General features: G+C 70.7%; 16 protein-coding genes. 10 read left to right on the forward strand and 6 right to left on the reverse strand.

Annotation, left to right across the window (positions count from 1 at the left end; all coding sequences use genetic code 11):
• Window positions 1-4 precede the first annotated feature (4 nt).
• Entirely contained in the window at window positions 5-1,132 is a 1,128-nt protein-coding gene (locus tag ACZ5VQ_RS40105) for a ferrochelatase (RefSeq protein ID WP_469109314.1), read from the forward strand.
• A complete protein-coding gene (locus ACZ5VQ_RS40110) occupies window positions 1,129-1,953 on the forward strand; it encodes an inositol monophosphatase family protein (RefSeq protein ID WP_469109315.1) in 825 nt (274 codons plus the stop codon). Before ACZ5VQ_RS40105 ends, ACZ5VQ_RS40110 begins: the two co-directional genes overlap by 4 nt.
• 100 nt (window positions 1,954-2,053) lie before the next feature.
• Here the strand turns inward: ACZ5VQ_RS40110 and ACZ5VQ_RS40115 are convergent, their stop codons facing one another.
• Window positions 2,054-2,227: a hypothetical protein gene (locus ACZ5VQ_RS40115; protein WP_189841132.1), complete on the reverse strand. Its 174-nt coding sequence runs from the start codon at window positions 2,225-2,227 to the stop codon at window positions 2,054-2,056.
• 391 nt (window positions 2,228-2,618) lie between these two features.
• Here ACZ5VQ_RS40115 and ACZ5VQ_RS40120 point away from each other — a divergent pair, with 391 nt between their 5' ends.
• The 4 genes from ACZ5VQ_RS40120 (at window position 2,619) to ACZ5VQ_RS40135 (ending at window position 6,111) form a co-directional block, all read left to right on the forward strand.
• Window positions 2,619-3,272 carry a response regulator transcription factor gene (locus tag ACZ5VQ_RS40120; protein ID WP_055615445.1) on the forward strand — a complete coding sequence of 218 codons (654 nt, stop codon included), beginning with the start codon at window positions 2,619-2,621 and terminating at the stop codon, window positions 3,270-3,272.
• A gap of 6 nt (window positions 3,273-3,278) precedes the next feature.
• Complete coding sequence (locus ACZ5VQ_RS40125) at window positions 3,279-4,511, forward strand: sensor histidine kinase (RefSeq protein ID WP_362079480.1); 1,233 nt, start codon at window positions 3,279-3,281, stop codon at window positions 4,509-4,511.
• A gap of 393 nt (window positions 4,512-4,904) precedes the next feature.
• Window positions 4,905-5,201: a DUF4193 domain-containing protein gene (locus tag ACZ5VQ_RS40130; protein ID WP_005481602.1), complete on the forward strand. Its 297-nt coding sequence runs from the start codon at window positions 4,905-4,907 to the stop codon at window positions 5,199-5,201.
• A 13-nt stretch (window positions 5,202-5,214) separates the two neighbouring features.
• Window positions 5,215-6,111: a hypothetical protein gene (locus tag ACZ5VQ_RS40135; protein ID WP_469109316.1), complete on the forward strand. Its 897-nt coding sequence runs from the start codon at window positions 5,215-5,217 to the stop codon at window positions 6,109-6,111.
• A gap of 150 nt (window positions 6,112-6,261) precedes the next feature.
• On the opposite strand, the gene ACZ5VQ_RS40140 is transcribed toward ACZ5VQ_RS40135, so the two are convergent.
• The gene (locus ACZ5VQ_RS40140) at window positions 6,262-6,726 is read right to left on the reverse strand and encodes a DUF3093 domain-containing protein (protein ID WP_200395445.1); all 465 of its coding nucleotides are present in this window, start codon (window positions 6,724-6,726) and stop codon (window positions 6,262-6,264) included.
• A 58-nt stretch (window positions 6,727-6,784) separates the two neighbouring features.
• Here ACZ5VQ_RS40140 and ACZ5VQ_RS40145 point away from each other — a divergent pair, with 58 nt between their 5' ends.
• From ACZ5VQ_RS40145 to ACZ5VQ_RS40155, 3 genes are read left to right on the forward strand one after another with little or no spacing between them, the layout of a single operon-like run.
• Window positions 6,785-7,369: a PaaI family thioesterase gene (locus tag ACZ5VQ_RS40145; protein ID WP_469109317.1), complete on the forward strand. Its 585-nt coding sequence runs from the start codon at window positions 6,785-6,787 to the stop codon at window positions 7,367-7,369.
• A complete protein-coding gene (dut, locus tag ACZ5VQ_RS40150) occupies window positions 7,366-7,887 on the forward strand; it encodes a dUTP diphosphatase (protein ID WP_469109318.1) in 522 nt (173 codons plus the stop codon). The genes ACZ5VQ_RS40145 and dut overlap by 4 nt, the downstream gene beginning before the upstream one ends.
• Window position 7,888: 1 nt before the next feature.
• Window positions 7,889-8,650 (forward strand): DUF3710 domain-containing protein, encoded by a 762-nt coding sequence (locus tag ACZ5VQ_RS40155; protein ID WP_055615449.1) that lies wholly within the window; start codon window positions 7,889-7,891, stop codon window positions 8,648-8,650.
• A gap of 80 nt (window positions 8,651-8,730) precedes the next feature.
• On the opposite strand, the gene ACZ5VQ_RS40160 is transcribed toward ACZ5VQ_RS40155, so the two are convergent.
• The 4 genes from ACZ5VQ_RS40160 to ACZ5VQ_RS40175 all read right to left on the reverse strand — a co-directional run bounded on the left by ACZ5VQ_RS40160 (window position 8,731) and on the right by ACZ5VQ_RS40175 (window position 12,973).
• Window positions 8,731-10,092, reverse strand: a complete 1,362-nt coding sequence (locus tag ACZ5VQ_RS40160; RefSeq protein ID WP_469109319.1) for a carotenoid oxygenase family protein — start codon at window positions 10,090-10,092, stop codon at window positions 8,731-8,733.
• 126 nt (window positions 10,093-10,218) lie between these two features.
• On the reverse strand, window positions 10,219-10,740 hold the full coding sequence (locus ACZ5VQ_RS40165; protein WP_469109320.1) for an SRPBCC family protein: 522 nt from the start codon (window positions 10,738-10,740) through the stop codon (window positions 10,219-10,221).
• A gap of 35 nt (window positions 10,741-10,775) precedes the next feature.
• Window positions 10,776-12,233 carry an MFS transporter gene (locus tag ACZ5VQ_RS40170; RefSeq protein ID WP_469109321.1) on the reverse strand — a complete coding sequence of 486 codons (1,458 nt, stop codon included), beginning with the start codon at window positions 12,231-12,233 and terminating at the stop codon, window positions 10,776-10,778.
• A 173-nt stretch (window positions 12,234-12,406) separates the two neighbouring features.
• Complete coding sequence (locus tag ACZ5VQ_RS40175; protein ID WP_362085541.1) at window positions 12,407-12,973, reverse strand: TetR/AcrR family transcriptional regulator; 567 nt, start codon at window positions 12,971-12,973, stop codon at window positions 12,407-12,409.
• Between the two features lie 198 nt (window positions 12,974-13,171).
• Between ACZ5VQ_RS40175 and ACZ5VQ_RS40180 the strand changes: the two genes are divergently transcribed.
• Window positions 13,172-14,071: a peptidoglycan-binding domain-containing protein gene (locus ACZ5VQ_RS40180; RefSeq protein ID WP_469109322.1), complete on the forward strand. Its 900-nt coding sequence runs from the start codon at window positions 13,172-13,174 to the stop codon at window positions 14,069-14,071.
• Window positions 14,072-14,219 lie beyond the last annotated feature (148 nt).

Genomic DNA, 14,219 nt, shown 5'->3' on the forward strand with positions numbered 1-14,219 from the left:
AGACATGCGAGACGCGCTCGATGCCACCCCCTACGACGCCCTGCTCCTGCTCTCGTTCGGCGGCCCCGAGGGCCCCGACGACGTGGTCCCGTTCCTGGAGAACGTGACGCGTGGAAGGGGCATCCCCAAGGAACGCCTCAAGGAAGTGGGGCAGCACTACTTCCTGTTCGGCGGGGTCAGCCCCATCAACGACCAGAACCGCGCCCTGCTGGACGCCCTCCGCAAGGACTTCGCGGAGCACGGGCTCGACCTGCCGGTGTACTGGGGCAACCGGAACTGGGGGCCGTATCTGACCGACACCCTGCGCGAGATGGTCGCCGACGGCCGCCGCCGGGTGCTGGTGCTCGCCACGAGCGCGTACGCCTCGTACTCGGGCTGCCGGCAGTACCGCGAGGACCTCGCCGGGGCCCTGGCCACCCTGGAGGGCGAGGGCCTGGAGCCGCCGCGCGTCGACAAGCTGCGGCACTACTTCAACCACCCCGGCTTCCTGGAGCCCATGATCGAGGGTCTCCTGAAGTCCCTCGCGGACCTCCCCGAGGACGTCCGAGCGGGCGCGCATCTCGCCTTCACGACCCACTCGATCCCGAACGCCTCGGCGGACACCTCGGGCCCGGTCGAGGACCACGGCGACGGCGGTGCGTACGTGAAACAGCACCTGGACGTCGCACGGCTCGTCGCCGACGCCGTGCGTGAGCGGACCGGGATCGACCACCCCTGGCAGCTCGTCTACCAGTCGCGCTCGGGCGCCCCGCACATCCCCTGGCTGGAGCCGGACGTCTGCGACCACCTGGAGGAGCTGCACGGCGCCGGCGTCCCGGCCGTCGTCATGGCACCCATCGGGTTCGTCTCGGACCACATGGAGGTCCTGTACGACCTCGACACGGAGGCCACGGCCAAGGCCAAGGAGCTGGGCCTGCCGGTCCGCCGCTCGGCCACCGTGGGCGCCGACCCGCGGTTCGCCGCCGCGATCCGCGAGCTGGTCCTGGAGCGGGCCGCCGCGGAGAGCGGCCGGGCCGTGACGCCCTGCGCGCTCGGAGCCCTGGGCCCGAGCCACAACCTGTGTCCCGTGGGCTGCTGCCCGGCCCGCGCCCCCAAGCCCGCAGCCGCGGGCGCCGACAGCCCGTACGCATGAGGAGCACCGTGACCGCCACAGCGAACGACGAGCTGAAGGCCGAGCTACTGGAGATCGCGCTCGACGCGGCCCACCGCGCGGGTGCCTTCCTGCGCGACGGCCGCCCGGACGACCTCGGCGTCGCCGCCACCAAGTCCAGTGCCGTCGACGTCGTCACCGAAATGGACATCGCGTCCGAGAAGCTGATCACCGGCCTGCTGGCCGACCGCAGGCCGCACGACGGCGTGCTCGGCGAGGAGGGCGCCAGCGTCGAGGGCAGCAGCGGCGTCCAGTGGGTGATCGACCCGATCGACGGCACGGTCAACTACCTGTACGGGCTGCCCAGCTGGTCCGTGTCCATCGCGGCCCTCAAGGACGGCGAGACCGTCGTCGGAGTGGTGCACGCCCCGATGCGCGCGGAGACCTACCGGGCCGTCCTGGGGCAGGGCGCGTACGTGAACGACCGCCCCGCGCGCGTGCGGCCCGCCCCCGCCTTCGGGCTGGCCCTCGTCGGTACCGGCTTCGGCTACCTCGCCGAGCGCCGGGCCCGGCAGGCCGAGGTGGTCGGACACCTGATCCCCCAGGTCCGGGACATCCGCCGCGGCGGCTCGGCGGCGATCGACCTGTGCGACGTGGCGACGGGCCGCCTGGACGCGTACTACGAGCGAGGCCTGAACGCCTGGGACTACGCCGCCGGCGACCTGATCGCCCGCGAGGCGGGCGCCCTGACCGGCGGCCGCCCCGGAGACCCCCTCTCCACGGACCTGACCGTCGCGGCCCCGCCCGGCCTCTTCGAACCGCTCCAGGCCCGCCTGGAGGAACTGGGCGCCTGGCACGACTGACACCGCGTACAACAAGGGCTGCCCCCAGGCGAACCGAGCCCGAAAAAACGGACGCCCCGGCACTGGATCGATGCCGGGGCCCCGCTTTTGTGCGAGCTGATCAGACGCGTGACGCGCCGACCTCCACGCCATGCTCGGCGGCAAGGCGGTGCAGATCGTCGAGCTCTGCCTGCTCGACCTCCGCGAGGAAGTCGTCGCCGGTCTCGCGAGCCATCGTCAGGTCGGACTCGGTCGCCCTTATGCGCTGCAGAAGTCCTGCGGTGAATGCGTCCATGCTGCGCCCCCTCGTCCTGGGTCGTGGGTCGGTGGCACGGGGGTGTGCCGTTCGGAAGGGGCGATCACGTCTCCAGGGTGCCCAGCGCTGCCCGCACTGGGCGGCGACGGTGCCGGACACCCACGCCCGCCCTGCGGAAGCGGACCGTGACGTACCGCATGGTGGTGCGGCACAAGCAGAGCGTGATCGCGGGGTGTAAAGCCGTCCTCCCCCCGCTCCCTTCCACGGAAACCTCAACCGCACGAGAAAATCTGGCATTCCCCGGCCCCCGCACCCGCCTTACAGCCGACTTATGGCCGAAAAGGGCAGGATGGAGACTCAACCCGCGACAGACCCTGCCCGCGTGCGCCGAAGAGGCGCTACGCGGGTGGACAGAGGAAGGACAAGCGACGTGCGCGTACTCGTCGTCGAGGACGAGCAACTGCTCGCCGATGCGGTGGCCACCGGACTGCGCCGGGAGGCCATGGCCGTCGACGTCGTGTACGACGGCGCGGCCGCCCTGGAGCGCATCGGCGTCAACGACTACGACGTGGTCGTCCTCGACCGTGACCTCCCCCTCGTGCACGGCGACGACGTCTGCCGGAAGATCGTCGAGCTCGGCATGCCCACACGCGTGCTGATGCTCACGGCCTCCGGAGACGTCAGCGACCGTGTGGAGGGCCTGGAGATCGGCGCCGACGACTACCTCCCCAAGCCCTTCGCGTTCAGCGAGCTGACGGCACGCGTGCGTGCCCTCGGCCGGCGTACGAGCATGCCGCTGCCGCCCGTCCTGGAGCGTGCCGGGATCAAGCTCGACCCCAACCGCCGCGAGGTCTTCCGCGACGGCAAGGAGGTCCAGCTCGCGCCCAAGGAGTTCGCCGTCCTGGAGGTGCTGCTGCGCAGCGAGGGCGCCGTCGTCTCCGCCGAGCAGCTCCTGGAGAAGGCCTGGGACGAGAACACCGACCCGTTCACCAACGTCGTGCGCGTCACGGTGATGACCCTGCGCCGCAAGCTCGGCGAGCCCCCGGTCATCGTCACGGTGCCCGGTTCCGGCTACCGGATCTGATCCGTGGTGGCCACGACGCCCGCGCCCCCGACGGCGCCTCCGAAGCCCACCTGGGACCCGCGGAAGCCGGAGCCCCCGTTCCCGTGGCTGCGTCCGACCATCCGGATACGGCTCACGCTGCTGTACGGCGGGATGTTCCTGATCGCGGGCATCCTCCTGCTGTCGATCATCTATCTGCTCGCCGCCCAGGCTCTGAACGTGGGCAGTGACCTGCCCTTCAGGATCGTCTCCGGCGGCGTGACCAGTCCTACCTGCAACTTCCCGTCCGAGCCGTCGGCGACCGAGCTCAACAACGCGATGAACGCGTGTGTCAACGAGCAGCGCCAGCACGCCCTGGACAACCTCCTCAGCCGCTCGCTCCTCGCCCTCCTGGGCCTCGCGGTCATCGCGTTCGCCTTCGGCTACGCGATGGCCGGGCGGGTGCTGTCGCCGCTCGGCCGGATCACGCGCACCGCGCGCGCGGTGGCGGGGTCGGACCTGTCGCGGCGGATCGAGCTGGACGGTCCTGACGACGAGTTCAAGGAGCTGGCGGACACCTTCGACGACATGCTGGAGCGGCTGCAGAGAGCCTTCACGGCCCAGCAGCGGTTCGTCGGGAACGCCTCACACGAGCTGCGGACGCCGCTCGCGATCAACCGCACGCTCCTTGAGGTCCACCTGTCCGATCCGGGGGCGCCCGTGGAGCTGCAGCAGCTCGGCAAGACGCTGCTCGCCACGAACGAGCGCAGCGAGCAGCTCGTAGAGGGCCTGCTGCTGCTCGCCCGCAGCGACAACCAGATCGTCGAACGCAAGCCGGTCGATCTCGCCGAGGTCGCCTCGCAGGCCATCGACCAGGCCCGTGGCGAGGCGGAGGCGAAGGGCGTGACGATCCGCGGGAAGCGCGATGCCGCGGTCGTCCAGGGCAGCGGCGTCCTCCTGGAGCGGATCGCCCTGAACCTCGTCCAGAACGCCGTGCGGTACAACGTGGCGGAGGAAGGCTGGGTCGAGGTGACCACGGAGGTGCAGCACGGTCAGGCGGTTCTCGTGGTCTCCAATACGGGGCCCGTGGTGCCCGCGTACGAGATCGACAATCTTTTCGAGCCTTTCCGGCGACTGCGTACGGAGCGGACGGGCAGTGACAAAGGTGTGGGTCTCGGCCTGTCGATCGCCAGGTCGGTGGCCCGTGCCCATGGCGGTCATATCGCCGCGGAACCGCGTGAGGGGGGTGGGCTGGTGATGCGAGTAACCCTGCCTGTCTGAGACCATGTCGCCGACACGCGAGGATGTTCGCTTTGCGCGGAATTTTCTGGGCAGGCAGAGGGCTGCCTCGTGTGTGATCGATCACAAGGGCGAATTTCCGGCCATCTACTCTCCGTGATCAAGAAGGCTGTCGTAAAGCCGGGAACATCCGGGTTTTCGGGGGTCGAGATCACGGGAAGTACACGGTGAGACGCCTTTGAAGTGCGGCATTCGGACCGTGTACGGTCCCGTTCGCCATCCAAGCCGATCACTCTTGAGGGGTCCGATTGGGTGTCGATTGAGTAACAGACCTTGATGTGAGGCAAAATCTCCGCCTCGGGTCGGGCACAAGTCCGGCCTCTCACGCGTTACGTGCGCTGGAGACACCGCAGACACCCAGAGGGGGAGAGCGACATGGCAACGGATTACGACACCCCACGCAAGACCGACGACGACGTCGATTCGGACAGCCTTGAAGAACTGAAGGCTCGCCGGAACGACAAGTCGACTTCGGCGGTCGACGTGGACGAGTTCGAGGCTGCAGAAGGCCTGGAACTGCCCGGCGCGGACCTCTCGAACGAGGAGTTGGCCGTCCGGGTCCTGCCGAAGCAGCAGGACGAGTTCACCTGCATGAGCTGCTTCCTGGTCCACCACCGCAGCCAGCTGGCCCGCGAGAAGAACGGCCAGCCGATCTGCCGCGACTGCGACTGAGGCAGGGTCGGCCGTGACAGGCTCGACCCCGCCCTGGAAGCGCCGCTTTCGTGACCAGGGAGCGGCCGGTCCGTCCTCGGACGGCATGCGTGACGACGAGCGGGGCCACCCAGCCTCGCTCGAAGCAGGGGACGCGACAGGCGCCTCCGGTGCCCTGGAGGTGCCGGTTCCAAAGGCGCCTGTCGCCAAACGCAGGGCCGCCGCGGTCGGCCACGGGGTCAAGGAAGGTGTCCGTAAGGGCGGCAGCCGCGCCAGGGCGGGCCTGGCGTACCTCACCGACCGCATCATCGAGAACGCCCCGCGTATCCCCGTACGGGACCTCACGACCCTCCGCAGGCAGTTCCCGGGCCTCGGCCCGGAGCAGCTCGCGGACAAGCTCGTGGCGGGCGCCTGCAACGCGACCTCCACGGTGGGCGCGGGAATCGGCGCGGCCGCGATGATGCCGGTACCTCCGGCGATGCCCACGGAGCTGGCCGCCGAGATCACCGGCGTGGCCGCGATCGAGATGAAGATGATCGCGGAGTTGTACGAGGTCTACGGCCTGCGGCCGCCGGGCAGTCTGAGAGAGCGCTCCACCACGTATCTGAGTTCGTGGTCGGAGGAGCGCGGAATCGACGTGACCAAACCGTCGACGCTCAACGCGGCCCTCGGAGGCCAGCTGAAGCGCGAGCTGCGCCAGCAGATCATGAAGCGCATGGTCAGAAATCTGCCGAACCTGATGCCGTTCATGGTCGGCGCCGCCGTCGGGGCGGTCATGAACCGCCGTGACACGAGAAAGCTCGCGGAGCGCATCCGCAAGGACCTCCGCAAGGCTCAGGTGCCGTGGGACGCGCTGCCGGCGCTGCCGCCCCTGGAGAAGCCCGCCGATCCGCTGCGCGTCGGGGAGATCCCCAAGGAGCTGGGGCGCTGACCCCTGGCCGAATCAGGCAAAGTTCTGACCCGCGGAAGGGAAAGTTTCCGTACGGGACACGAGTGCGAGCAAGGCCCAAACTCGGCCGGGAGCCGGGAGCCGGGAGCCGGGAGCCGGGAGCCGGGAGCCGGGAGCCGGGTCCAGGCCGGGCTACGCCGTCGTCGTTCGTGCCGCTTCCAGTGCCGCCGCCAGGCGCTCCGGCTCGCGGGTCGACAGGTACAGGTACGGCGTCGGGTCGGCCGGGTCGGTGACCTCGACGCGGAGTGCCGTCGGAATGTAGGAGCGCAGGAGCATGAAGGCGCGGGTGTCGGCCTTGAACGTGCGCCAGGCGCGCGTCTCCTCCGGGTCGAGGACATGGGCCTCGCCGAGGGCCGAGACCGGGATCTTCGCGTCGCCCGCGATCAGGGAACCGGCCACCACACGGATCCGCACGGAGCCGTACGAACTGGCCGCCACCGCCGCGACCGCCGTGCCGCCGACGAGGCCCCCCAGCAGGGGAAGCGTGCCGAACGGCAGCAGGATCAGGGCCATCGAGAGACCCACCAGCAGGCTGATGAACCACCAGGAACGGGGCGCGGTCAGACGTTCTTCGTACGGCGAGGCGGAAAGCTGCATACGGCCTAGCCTGCCACGGTGCGTGCGCGGCGCTGACGCGGAGGTAAGGTCTGCGCCTGTGAGTGGTACATCTTCAGCTCTGCGGCCCCCGGCCGACGCCGTGGCGCCGGTGAGGCATCCCGACGCGCCCGCGGCCGGCGAGCTGCTCGGCGCGCACTACGGCGAGTGCTTCGGCTGCGGCGGAGAGCAGCCGCACGGACTGCACCTGGAGGCCCGCGCGGGCGAGGGGGTGAGGATCACCGCCGAGTTCACCGTGAAGCCGGCCCACCAGGGCGCTCCCGGCCTCGCGCACGGCGGAGTCCTCGCGAGCGCACTCGACGAGACCCTCGGCTCGCTGAACTGGCTGCTGCGCACCATCGCCGTGACCGGACGGCTGGAGACCGACTTCGTACGGCCCGTGCCCGTCGGCACCGTGCTGTATCTGGAGGCCGAGGTGACGGCGGTGGCGGGGCGCAAGATCTACTCGTCCGCCACCGGACGGATCGGGGGCCCGGACGGGCCCGTCGCCGTGCGCGCGGACGCCCTGTTCCTGGAGGTGAAGGTGGAGCACTTCATCGACAACGGCCGCCCGGAGGAGATCCGTGCGGCCATGGACGACCCCGACCAGGTCCGTCGTGCCCGTGCCTTCGAGGTGAACCCGTGACCCCGACCCCGACTCCGGTGGGCGTGCTGATCAAGCGCGTCGATCCGGACGTACCGCTTCCGGAATACGCGCACCCCGGTGACGCCGGCGCGGACCTCCGGACGACGGAGAACCGCGTACTGGAACCCGGAGAGAGGGCCGTGCTGCCCACGGGAGTGTGCATCGCGCTCCCTGAGGGGTACGCGGCCTTCGTGCACCCGCGTTCCGGGCTCGCCGCCCGCTGCGGTGTCGCTCTGGTGAATGCCCCGGGGACGGTTGATGCCGGGTACCGTGGGGAGATCAAGGTGATCGTGGTGAATCTCGACCCGCGCGAGTCCGTGCGGTTCGAGCGCTTCGACCGGATTGCCCAACTGGTCGTCCAGCAGGTCGAGAAGGTTCGCTTCCAGGAGGTGGCGGAGCTTCCCGACTCGGCGCGGGCCGCACGGGGCTTCGGGTCCACCGGCGGGCATGCCGCCGTGGGCGGCACAACGGGTGGGAATCGATACGCTTCGGTCGTATCCGACCGGGAAGGACAGTGACGTGTTCGGACGTCGCAAGAAGGGCAGTGCCGCCGAGGACGCGGCGGGCGAGGCCGAGCAGGTCGTCGACAGTGTCGACACTGAGGCGGACGACGCGGAGCGCGAGCGCGTGAGGCTTGAGCCCGAGCCGCGCCCCGACGGCCCCTGGGACAGCACAGAGGTCCGGGATCCGGCCGAGGGCCGGGTCGACCTGGGCGGTCTCTTCGTGCCCGGGGTCGACGGCATGGAGCTCCGGGTGGAGGTCGCGGGCGACGCCATCGTCGCGGCGACCGTGGTGCTCAAGGACAGCGCCGTCCAGCTGCAGGCCTTCGCCGCCCCCAAGCGCGAGGGCATCTGGGGCGAGGTGCGCGAGGAGATCGCCACCGGCATCACGCAGCAGGGCGGTGTCATCGACGAGGTCGAGGGCCCGCTGGGCTGGGAGCTGCGCGCGCAGGTACCGGTGCAGCTGCCGGACGGGACGGGTGGCTTCCAGGTCGTCCGGTTCATCGGCGTGGACGGGCCCCGGTGGTTCCTGCGCGGAGTGATCTCCGGCCAGGGCGCCGTGCAGCCGCAGTCCGGCGGCGTACTGGAGTCGATCTTCCGGGACACCGTGGTGGTCCGTGGTGAGGGTCCGATGGCCCCGCGCGACCCGATCGTGCTGAAGCTGCCGGACGACGCGCAGATGGTCGCCGAGGGCGTCCAGCAGGAGGAGCAGGCCGGTTCCCGCTTCTCCGGCGGCATGGGTCAGCTGCAGCGCGGACCGGAGATCACCGAGGTCCGGTAGCCGCGTAGACGGAAGTACGGCGTTGGGCCGCGCTCCCCTCGGGGGGAGCGCGGCCCAACGCCGTTTCCCGGGACCTTCCGTCAGGCGGCGTCCGGGATCCACGAGCCGTGGATCATCGCCGGTACGCGGCGTGGCAGACGGACCGTCGCGACCGGCGGCAGGGACAGGTCCGAGGCGTCCAGGACGAGCAGCCTGGACGCGTCGGCGTTCAGGTCGCTGACGACGGTGAGCAGGTACCCGGCGTCCTCGTGGGAGGAGTCGGTGGCGTCGGCCGCGGGGACGAACACCGCCTCGCTGGGCAGTTGGCCGTTGCCGAACGGCAGCAGCTGGCGGGTGCCGTCCCGGCGGTCGTACTTGACCAGCGTGTGGTTGCCGATGCCCAGGTCGTCGGGGAACGACAGCGCGTACTGGTAGCGGTGTTCGCGGCCTATGAAGGCGTCGTTGATGGTGGGGAACTCGACGGTGAGATCGTCGGTCTGCTCCTCCTTCACGCGGCCCGCCGCGAGGTCGACGGTCCAACGCCTCGTCCTGGAACCGGAGTTGGGCTCCGCGCCGCGGTCCGGGGCGCCGACCCACCAGTTCCAGGAGCGCTGCCAGCCGGTACGGCCCACCGTCGGGCCTTCGACGACGATCCGGCCGTACGCGTCCTCGTAGGCGTTGGCGAAGTGCATCCCGTACCCCTGGTCGATCTCGAACCAGCGGATGCGGGCCGCGCCTCCCGCGCCGCGCGGCATGACCCCGATACGGGACCGCTGGGCGTCGCTCCAGCCGTACGGGATGCCGGAGTGCTCGGCCGGGTCGAAGGTGACCGAGCCCTCCAGGAACACGACGTGGTGCTCGGTGATGGCGAAGTCGTGCTTGAGCGCGGCGCTCGCGTCCGGGACCTCCTGGGTGTCGAGGACCTGGCCGTCGGGCGAGGCCACGTGGTGGATCAGATAGGGCGGGAACGGGGACGAGGAGAAGAAGTGCAGTTCGCCGGTGGCCGGGTCCTCCTTGGGGTGCGCGGTCATCGCCGAGGTCAGCCTGCCGCCGAAGTCGTACGCGCCCACGGTCTCCAGGTCGGCGGTCAGCTCGAAGGGGAGGTTCGCCTCGCACAGCGCGAGGAGGCGTCCGGCGTGCTCGATGACGTGGGTGCCCGCGGTGCTGGCGGTCAGGTCGGGGCCCCGCTCGGTCATATAGGGGGCGCCTTCGAGCGCCGAGGTGTGCACCCAGCGGTTGCGGTACCACTCCGCGCGCCCCTCACGCAGCCGTACGCCGTGCACCATGCCGCTGCCCTTGAACCAGTGGGTGGGGGTGATGCCGGGCTTCGGGTTGTGGCTGTTGCGGATCAGCCGGCCGGTCAGCTCGGGCGGCAGCGTCCCCTCGACGGGGAGCGCGGTGGCGGTGATCTCGTCGGTGACGGGGGTGTAGTGGCCGGTCAGGTAGGGCTTGTCGACACTCATGACGGTGACCTTTCTGGTGGGTTCGCGTCTGGTGGGTTCTCGCTCGTGGAGCGGGTTCTCGTGGAGTGGGGGGATGAGGGGGCGGGTGACACCGGCGTACGCGGGCACCTCGCGCGCTGTACGGCGTCAGCGGCGGCGCTCGGCCTCGGAGCGCAGCCGCCCCAGCCAGCTCTCCAGGGACTGCCGCAGCGCCTCCCGCATCTCCTCGGGGTGCTCCTCGACCGGGACTCCGGCCCAGGACTCCTCGGTGCGGACCGTCACGGTCCGCTCGCCGGTCGCCTCGCCGGTCTCCTCGAAGGTCCAGACGTGGACGCCCTCGATACCGTGCGCCGGACCACCCCAGACGATCCGCTCGCCGGGCACGACCTCGCGGATCGTGGACGTGATGTCGAGGCCGTGGGTGAGCCACCGGAAGGAGGCGCCCGGGACGAGCGGGCTGCCGAAGTCGACGCTCTCGATGTCCGGGTTCCAGTCGGCCCAGGAGCCTATGTCCGTGTGCAGGGCCCATACGGTCGCGAGCGGGGCGTCGACGGTGGTCGAGAGGCGTACGACTACGGGGGCGTCCTCGTCGACGGAGTGGCCGGGTGTGTTCTTGGCGCTCTTGGCGTTTTCGGCGTTCCTGGTGTTCTTGGCGTTCTCGGCGGTCATGGCGGGATCTCCTTCTCTGGGTGTCGGACGGGCGTTCAGCGGGTGGGAGCGGGAGCCGGGGCCTGCTCGGTGTGGGGCTGTGCCGCGAGGCGGCGGGACAGGAGGGGAGTCAGCACGGCGCCGACGGCGAGTACGGCCGCCGAGACGAGGAAGGCGAGCCGGTAGCCCTCGGTGAGGGCCGCCGCGGGGGAGTGGTGGTGCGCGGCCGCGGCCGTGCGGGAGGCGGCGAGCGTGCCGAGGACGGCCAGGCCCACGGCTCCGCCGATCTGCCGGGTGGTGTTGACCAGGCCGCTCGCCAGTCCCGAGTCGGCGGGCCGTACGCCGGTCACGGCGGCCCCGGTGAGCTGGACGAACGCGGTGCCGAGGCCGAGGCCGATCACGAGGATCGGGCCGAGCAGGTCGGTCGGGTAGCTGCCGTCCGCCGTGATCCGGGACAGCCACAGCAGTCCGGCGGCCTGGGTGAGCAGACCCGCGGCGAGCGTGACGTGCGGGCCGAGCCGGCGGGCGAGCCGCGGGGCGAACCAGGACCCGAGCATGTTCGCGGCCGCCAGGGGGAGTTGGGACAGCCCCGTCTCCAACGGCCCGGCGCCGAGGACCTGTTGCTGATAGAGCGGCAGGAAGAAGAACAGGCCGACCCAGACCGCGCCGAGCAGCGTCATGACGAGGTTGGCGGGCGCGACCAGCCCCTCCGTCCACAGGCGCGGCGGCAGCAGCGGAGCGGGGTGGCGCCGCTCGACCAGGAGGAACAGCGTGAGCAGGACGGCCGCCGTGCCCAGGGAGCCGAGCACCCAGGGGTCGGTCCAGCCGGAGCGTCCGGCCGACGTGAGCCCGTACACCAGCGCGACCAGTCCGGCCGTGACGGTGAGGGTGCCGACGAGGTCGAGCCGCCGGGGAGCGTCGTCGTCGGGCGGTGAGGCGGGGACCAGCACCAGGGTGCCGACGAGCACGACGGCCGCGCCGAGTCCGGAGACGTGGAAGACCCACGGCCAGCCCAGGCCCTCGGTGAGCACCCCGCCGAGCAGGACTCCGGCGGCTCCGCCGGCGCCCGACACCGCGCCCCAGACCCCAAGTGCCCTGGCACGTCCGGGCCCCGGCGGGAAGAGCCGCATGACCAGGGAGAGCGCGGCGGGCGCCACGGCGGCGGCTCCTACGCCCTGTGCGGTGCGGGCGGTGATCAGCGTCCACGGGCCGGTGGCGAGACCCGCGGCGACCGAGGCCGCGGTGAACAGCGCGAGGCCTCCGAGGAGGACGTGGCGCCGGCCCACCAGGTCGGCGGTCCGTCCGCCCAGCAGGAGCAGCGCTCCGAAGGCGAGGCCGTAGGAGTTCACGACCCAGGACATGCCGGTGTCCGACAGTCCGGCGCCGTCGCGGACCGCGGGCAGGGCGACGTTGACGACGGACGTGCTGAGCGCGACAGCGAACTGGGCGGCGGCGAGGACCGCGAGGGCGGCGCCGGGGCGGACCGCCCTTGCTCCCTTTCGCGTACTGGACATCGGGTTCCCTTTCTCGCGGATTCCTGTGAGTTCCTGTGAGTTCTTGGGCGCCAGGAGGGTGTGTGGAGTATGTGTGGTTGACCACTCACTCTTTGGTTCAAAAGAGAGGCGGGGCTGTCGAGGTGTGAAGGGTGACCCCTCAGTGACTCCTGGCCCCGCCGGCGGCGGTTGTGTCAGTAGTGCCGGATGCCCGCCGTGAGTGTGCGCGTCCATGGGGCGTCCACATCCTGCGCCTCCATCGACACCACGAGATGGCAGAGCATGCCGACGGCGAAGAACTCCTGGACCTGCCGGTCGTCGCCCCCTGAGGCGCCGCGCACGTACTCCACGGTGCGGGCGTACCCCGCGCGGACGGCGTCCCGGATCGCGGGGACGGAGACCGCGGCGGCCTGGGCGTGCAGCTGGACGAGCAGCAGGTCGTTGTCGCTGATCAGGCGGGCGTAGGCGTCGCCCATCGAGGAGAGTACCGCCTCCGGTGAGCTGCCCTTCGCCTCGGCCGCGCCCCCTTCCAGGCTCTCGCGCACCCTGACGAAGCAGTGCTCGACGACCGCGGCGAACAGGGACTCCTTGTTCGGGAACAGCCGGTAGACGTACGCCTGGGAGATTCCGGCGGCCTTGGCCACCTCCGTGGTCGTCGTGCCGAAGTAGCCCCGTGAGGCGAAGGCGCCGATGGCGGTGCGGAGCACCGTCTCGCGGCGCTCCTCGGCGGTGGACAGGTGGCGGCGTCGTTCCGTCTGCATGTGAGTACTCAACCACTCACACATTTTCGTCGTCAAGAGCAGGGGCCACTCGTTGCGCTGAAAAAACAAAGAAACGTCTGAACCGGAACCCGTGAGTGGCTACGCTGCGTCACCCAGGGCGGAGTTGACGCCGAACCGTCAACTCGCCTGTACCACCCACGACTTACCGACCTACGTAAAAGAGCACGGGGGCCCGGCATGGGTACGAACTGGATCGAGAAGGCGCAGCGGCTGGGCGACGGGAGCATCGGAGGCGCGATGGACCATCCGTCGATCCCCGGCCGCGTCGTCTGGCACACCACGGAGAGCGGCGCCGGCGACGACGCGTTCCGTTCCGTGTCGGCGTATCTGATCAGCGTCTCCGCCGAGCCGCACCTGCTGTACGACCCGACGACCGATCGGCTCGGCCAGTACGGGCCGCTGAACGCGAGCGCCCGCGCGCTGCGCAACGACGGTTCGACGAGGACCAACCGCGTCGGCAAGGTCTGCATCCAGATCGAGGTGCTCGGGCGGGCGGGCAAGCCGTTCACCGCCACCTGGAAGCCGGGGCCCAACTACCGGGCCATGATGGCCGCGATCCGCTCCTGGAAGATCCCGGACACCTTCCCGGCCGGCCGCCTCGCGACCTCGGGCGCCGACGCGACCAACCGCCCCCGGACGATCTGGATGAGCAAGGGCGGCCACTACGGCCACGCCAACATCCCGGGCAACGACCACTGGGACCCGGGCAACATCGACAAGTCCGCGCTCTTCGAGGCGGCCCCGATCGGGAAGCCCGCGACGGGTGACACGCCGTCCAAGCCGTCGAAGCCGGTCGTCGACCTCAGCAACGTCGTCGCTGCCGCGCGCCGCGACCCGGGTCTGCCCCAGGGCGGCAAGACCCACAAGTCGGACGTCCTCGTCGTCGAAAAGGCCCTCGTCGCCGAGGGGTTGCTGCCCGCCCAGTGGGCCGACGGCTCCTTCGGCAGCAGGACCGTCGAGGCGTACGCGAGCCTCCAGCGCCGGTACGGCTTCAGCGGTACGGACGCCAACGGCATCCCGGGCCAGACGACGCTGAAGCGGCTCGGCAAGGAGCACGGCTTCACGGTCAAGGCCTGAGTCCCGGCGAAACGGCCCGTAGGGCTCCGGACGACTTCCGGAGCCCCACGGGCCGTTGTCGTTCCCGGCGCTCCCTCCTGCTCCTCTCCCGCTCCTTTTCTGCTGCCTTTTCTCTTGACGTGAAATTGGTCCGTACCTATGGTCACCG

The sequence above is a fragment of the Streptomyces sp. NPDC033178 genome, assembly GCF_055577685.1.

Bases quoted from the DNA above. Each gene is read 5' to 3' on its own strand.
- ACZ5VQ_RS40105 (WP_469109314.1), top strand. From the start codon at position 5: ATGCGAGACGCGCTCGATGCCACCCCCTACGACGCCCTGCTCCTGCTC.
- ACZ5VQ_RS40110 (WP_469109315.1), top strand. From the start codon at position 1,129: ATGAGGAGCACCGTGACCGCCACAGCGAACGACGAGCTGAAGGCCGAG.
- ACZ5VQ_RS40115 (WP_189841132.1), bottom strand. From the start codon at position 2,227: ATGGACGCATTCACCGCAGGACTTCTGCAGCGCATAAGGGCGACCGAG.
- ACZ5VQ_RS40130 (WP_005481602.1), top strand. From the start codon at position 4,905: ATGGCAACGGATTACGACACCCCACGCAAGACCGACGACGACGTCGAT.
- ACZ5VQ_RS40140 (WP_200395445.1), bottom strand. From the start codon at position 6,726: ATGCAGCTTTCCGCCTCGCCGTACGAAGAACGTCTGACCGCGCCCCGT.
- ACZ5VQ_RS40160 (WP_469109319.1), bottom strand. From the start codon at position 10,092: ATGAGTGTCGACAAGCCCTACCTGACCGGCCACTACACCCCCGTCACC.
- ACZ5VQ_RS40165 (WP_469109320.1), bottom strand. From the start codon at position 10,740: ATGACCGCCGAGAACGCCAAGAACACCAGGAACGCCGAAAACGCCAAG.
- ACZ5VQ_RS40170 (WP_469109321.1), bottom strand. From the start codon at position 12,233: ATGTCCAGTACGCGAAAGGGAGCAAGGGCGGTCCGCCCCGGCGCCGCC.
- ACZ5VQ_RS40175 (WP_362085541.1), bottom strand. From the start codon at position 12,973: ATGCAGACGGAACGACGCCGCCACCTGTCCACCGCCGAGGAGCGCCGC.
- ACZ5VQ_RS40180 (WP_469109322.1), top strand. From the start codon at position 13,172: ATGGGTACGAACTGGATCGAGAAGGCGCAGCGGCTGGGCGACGGGAGC.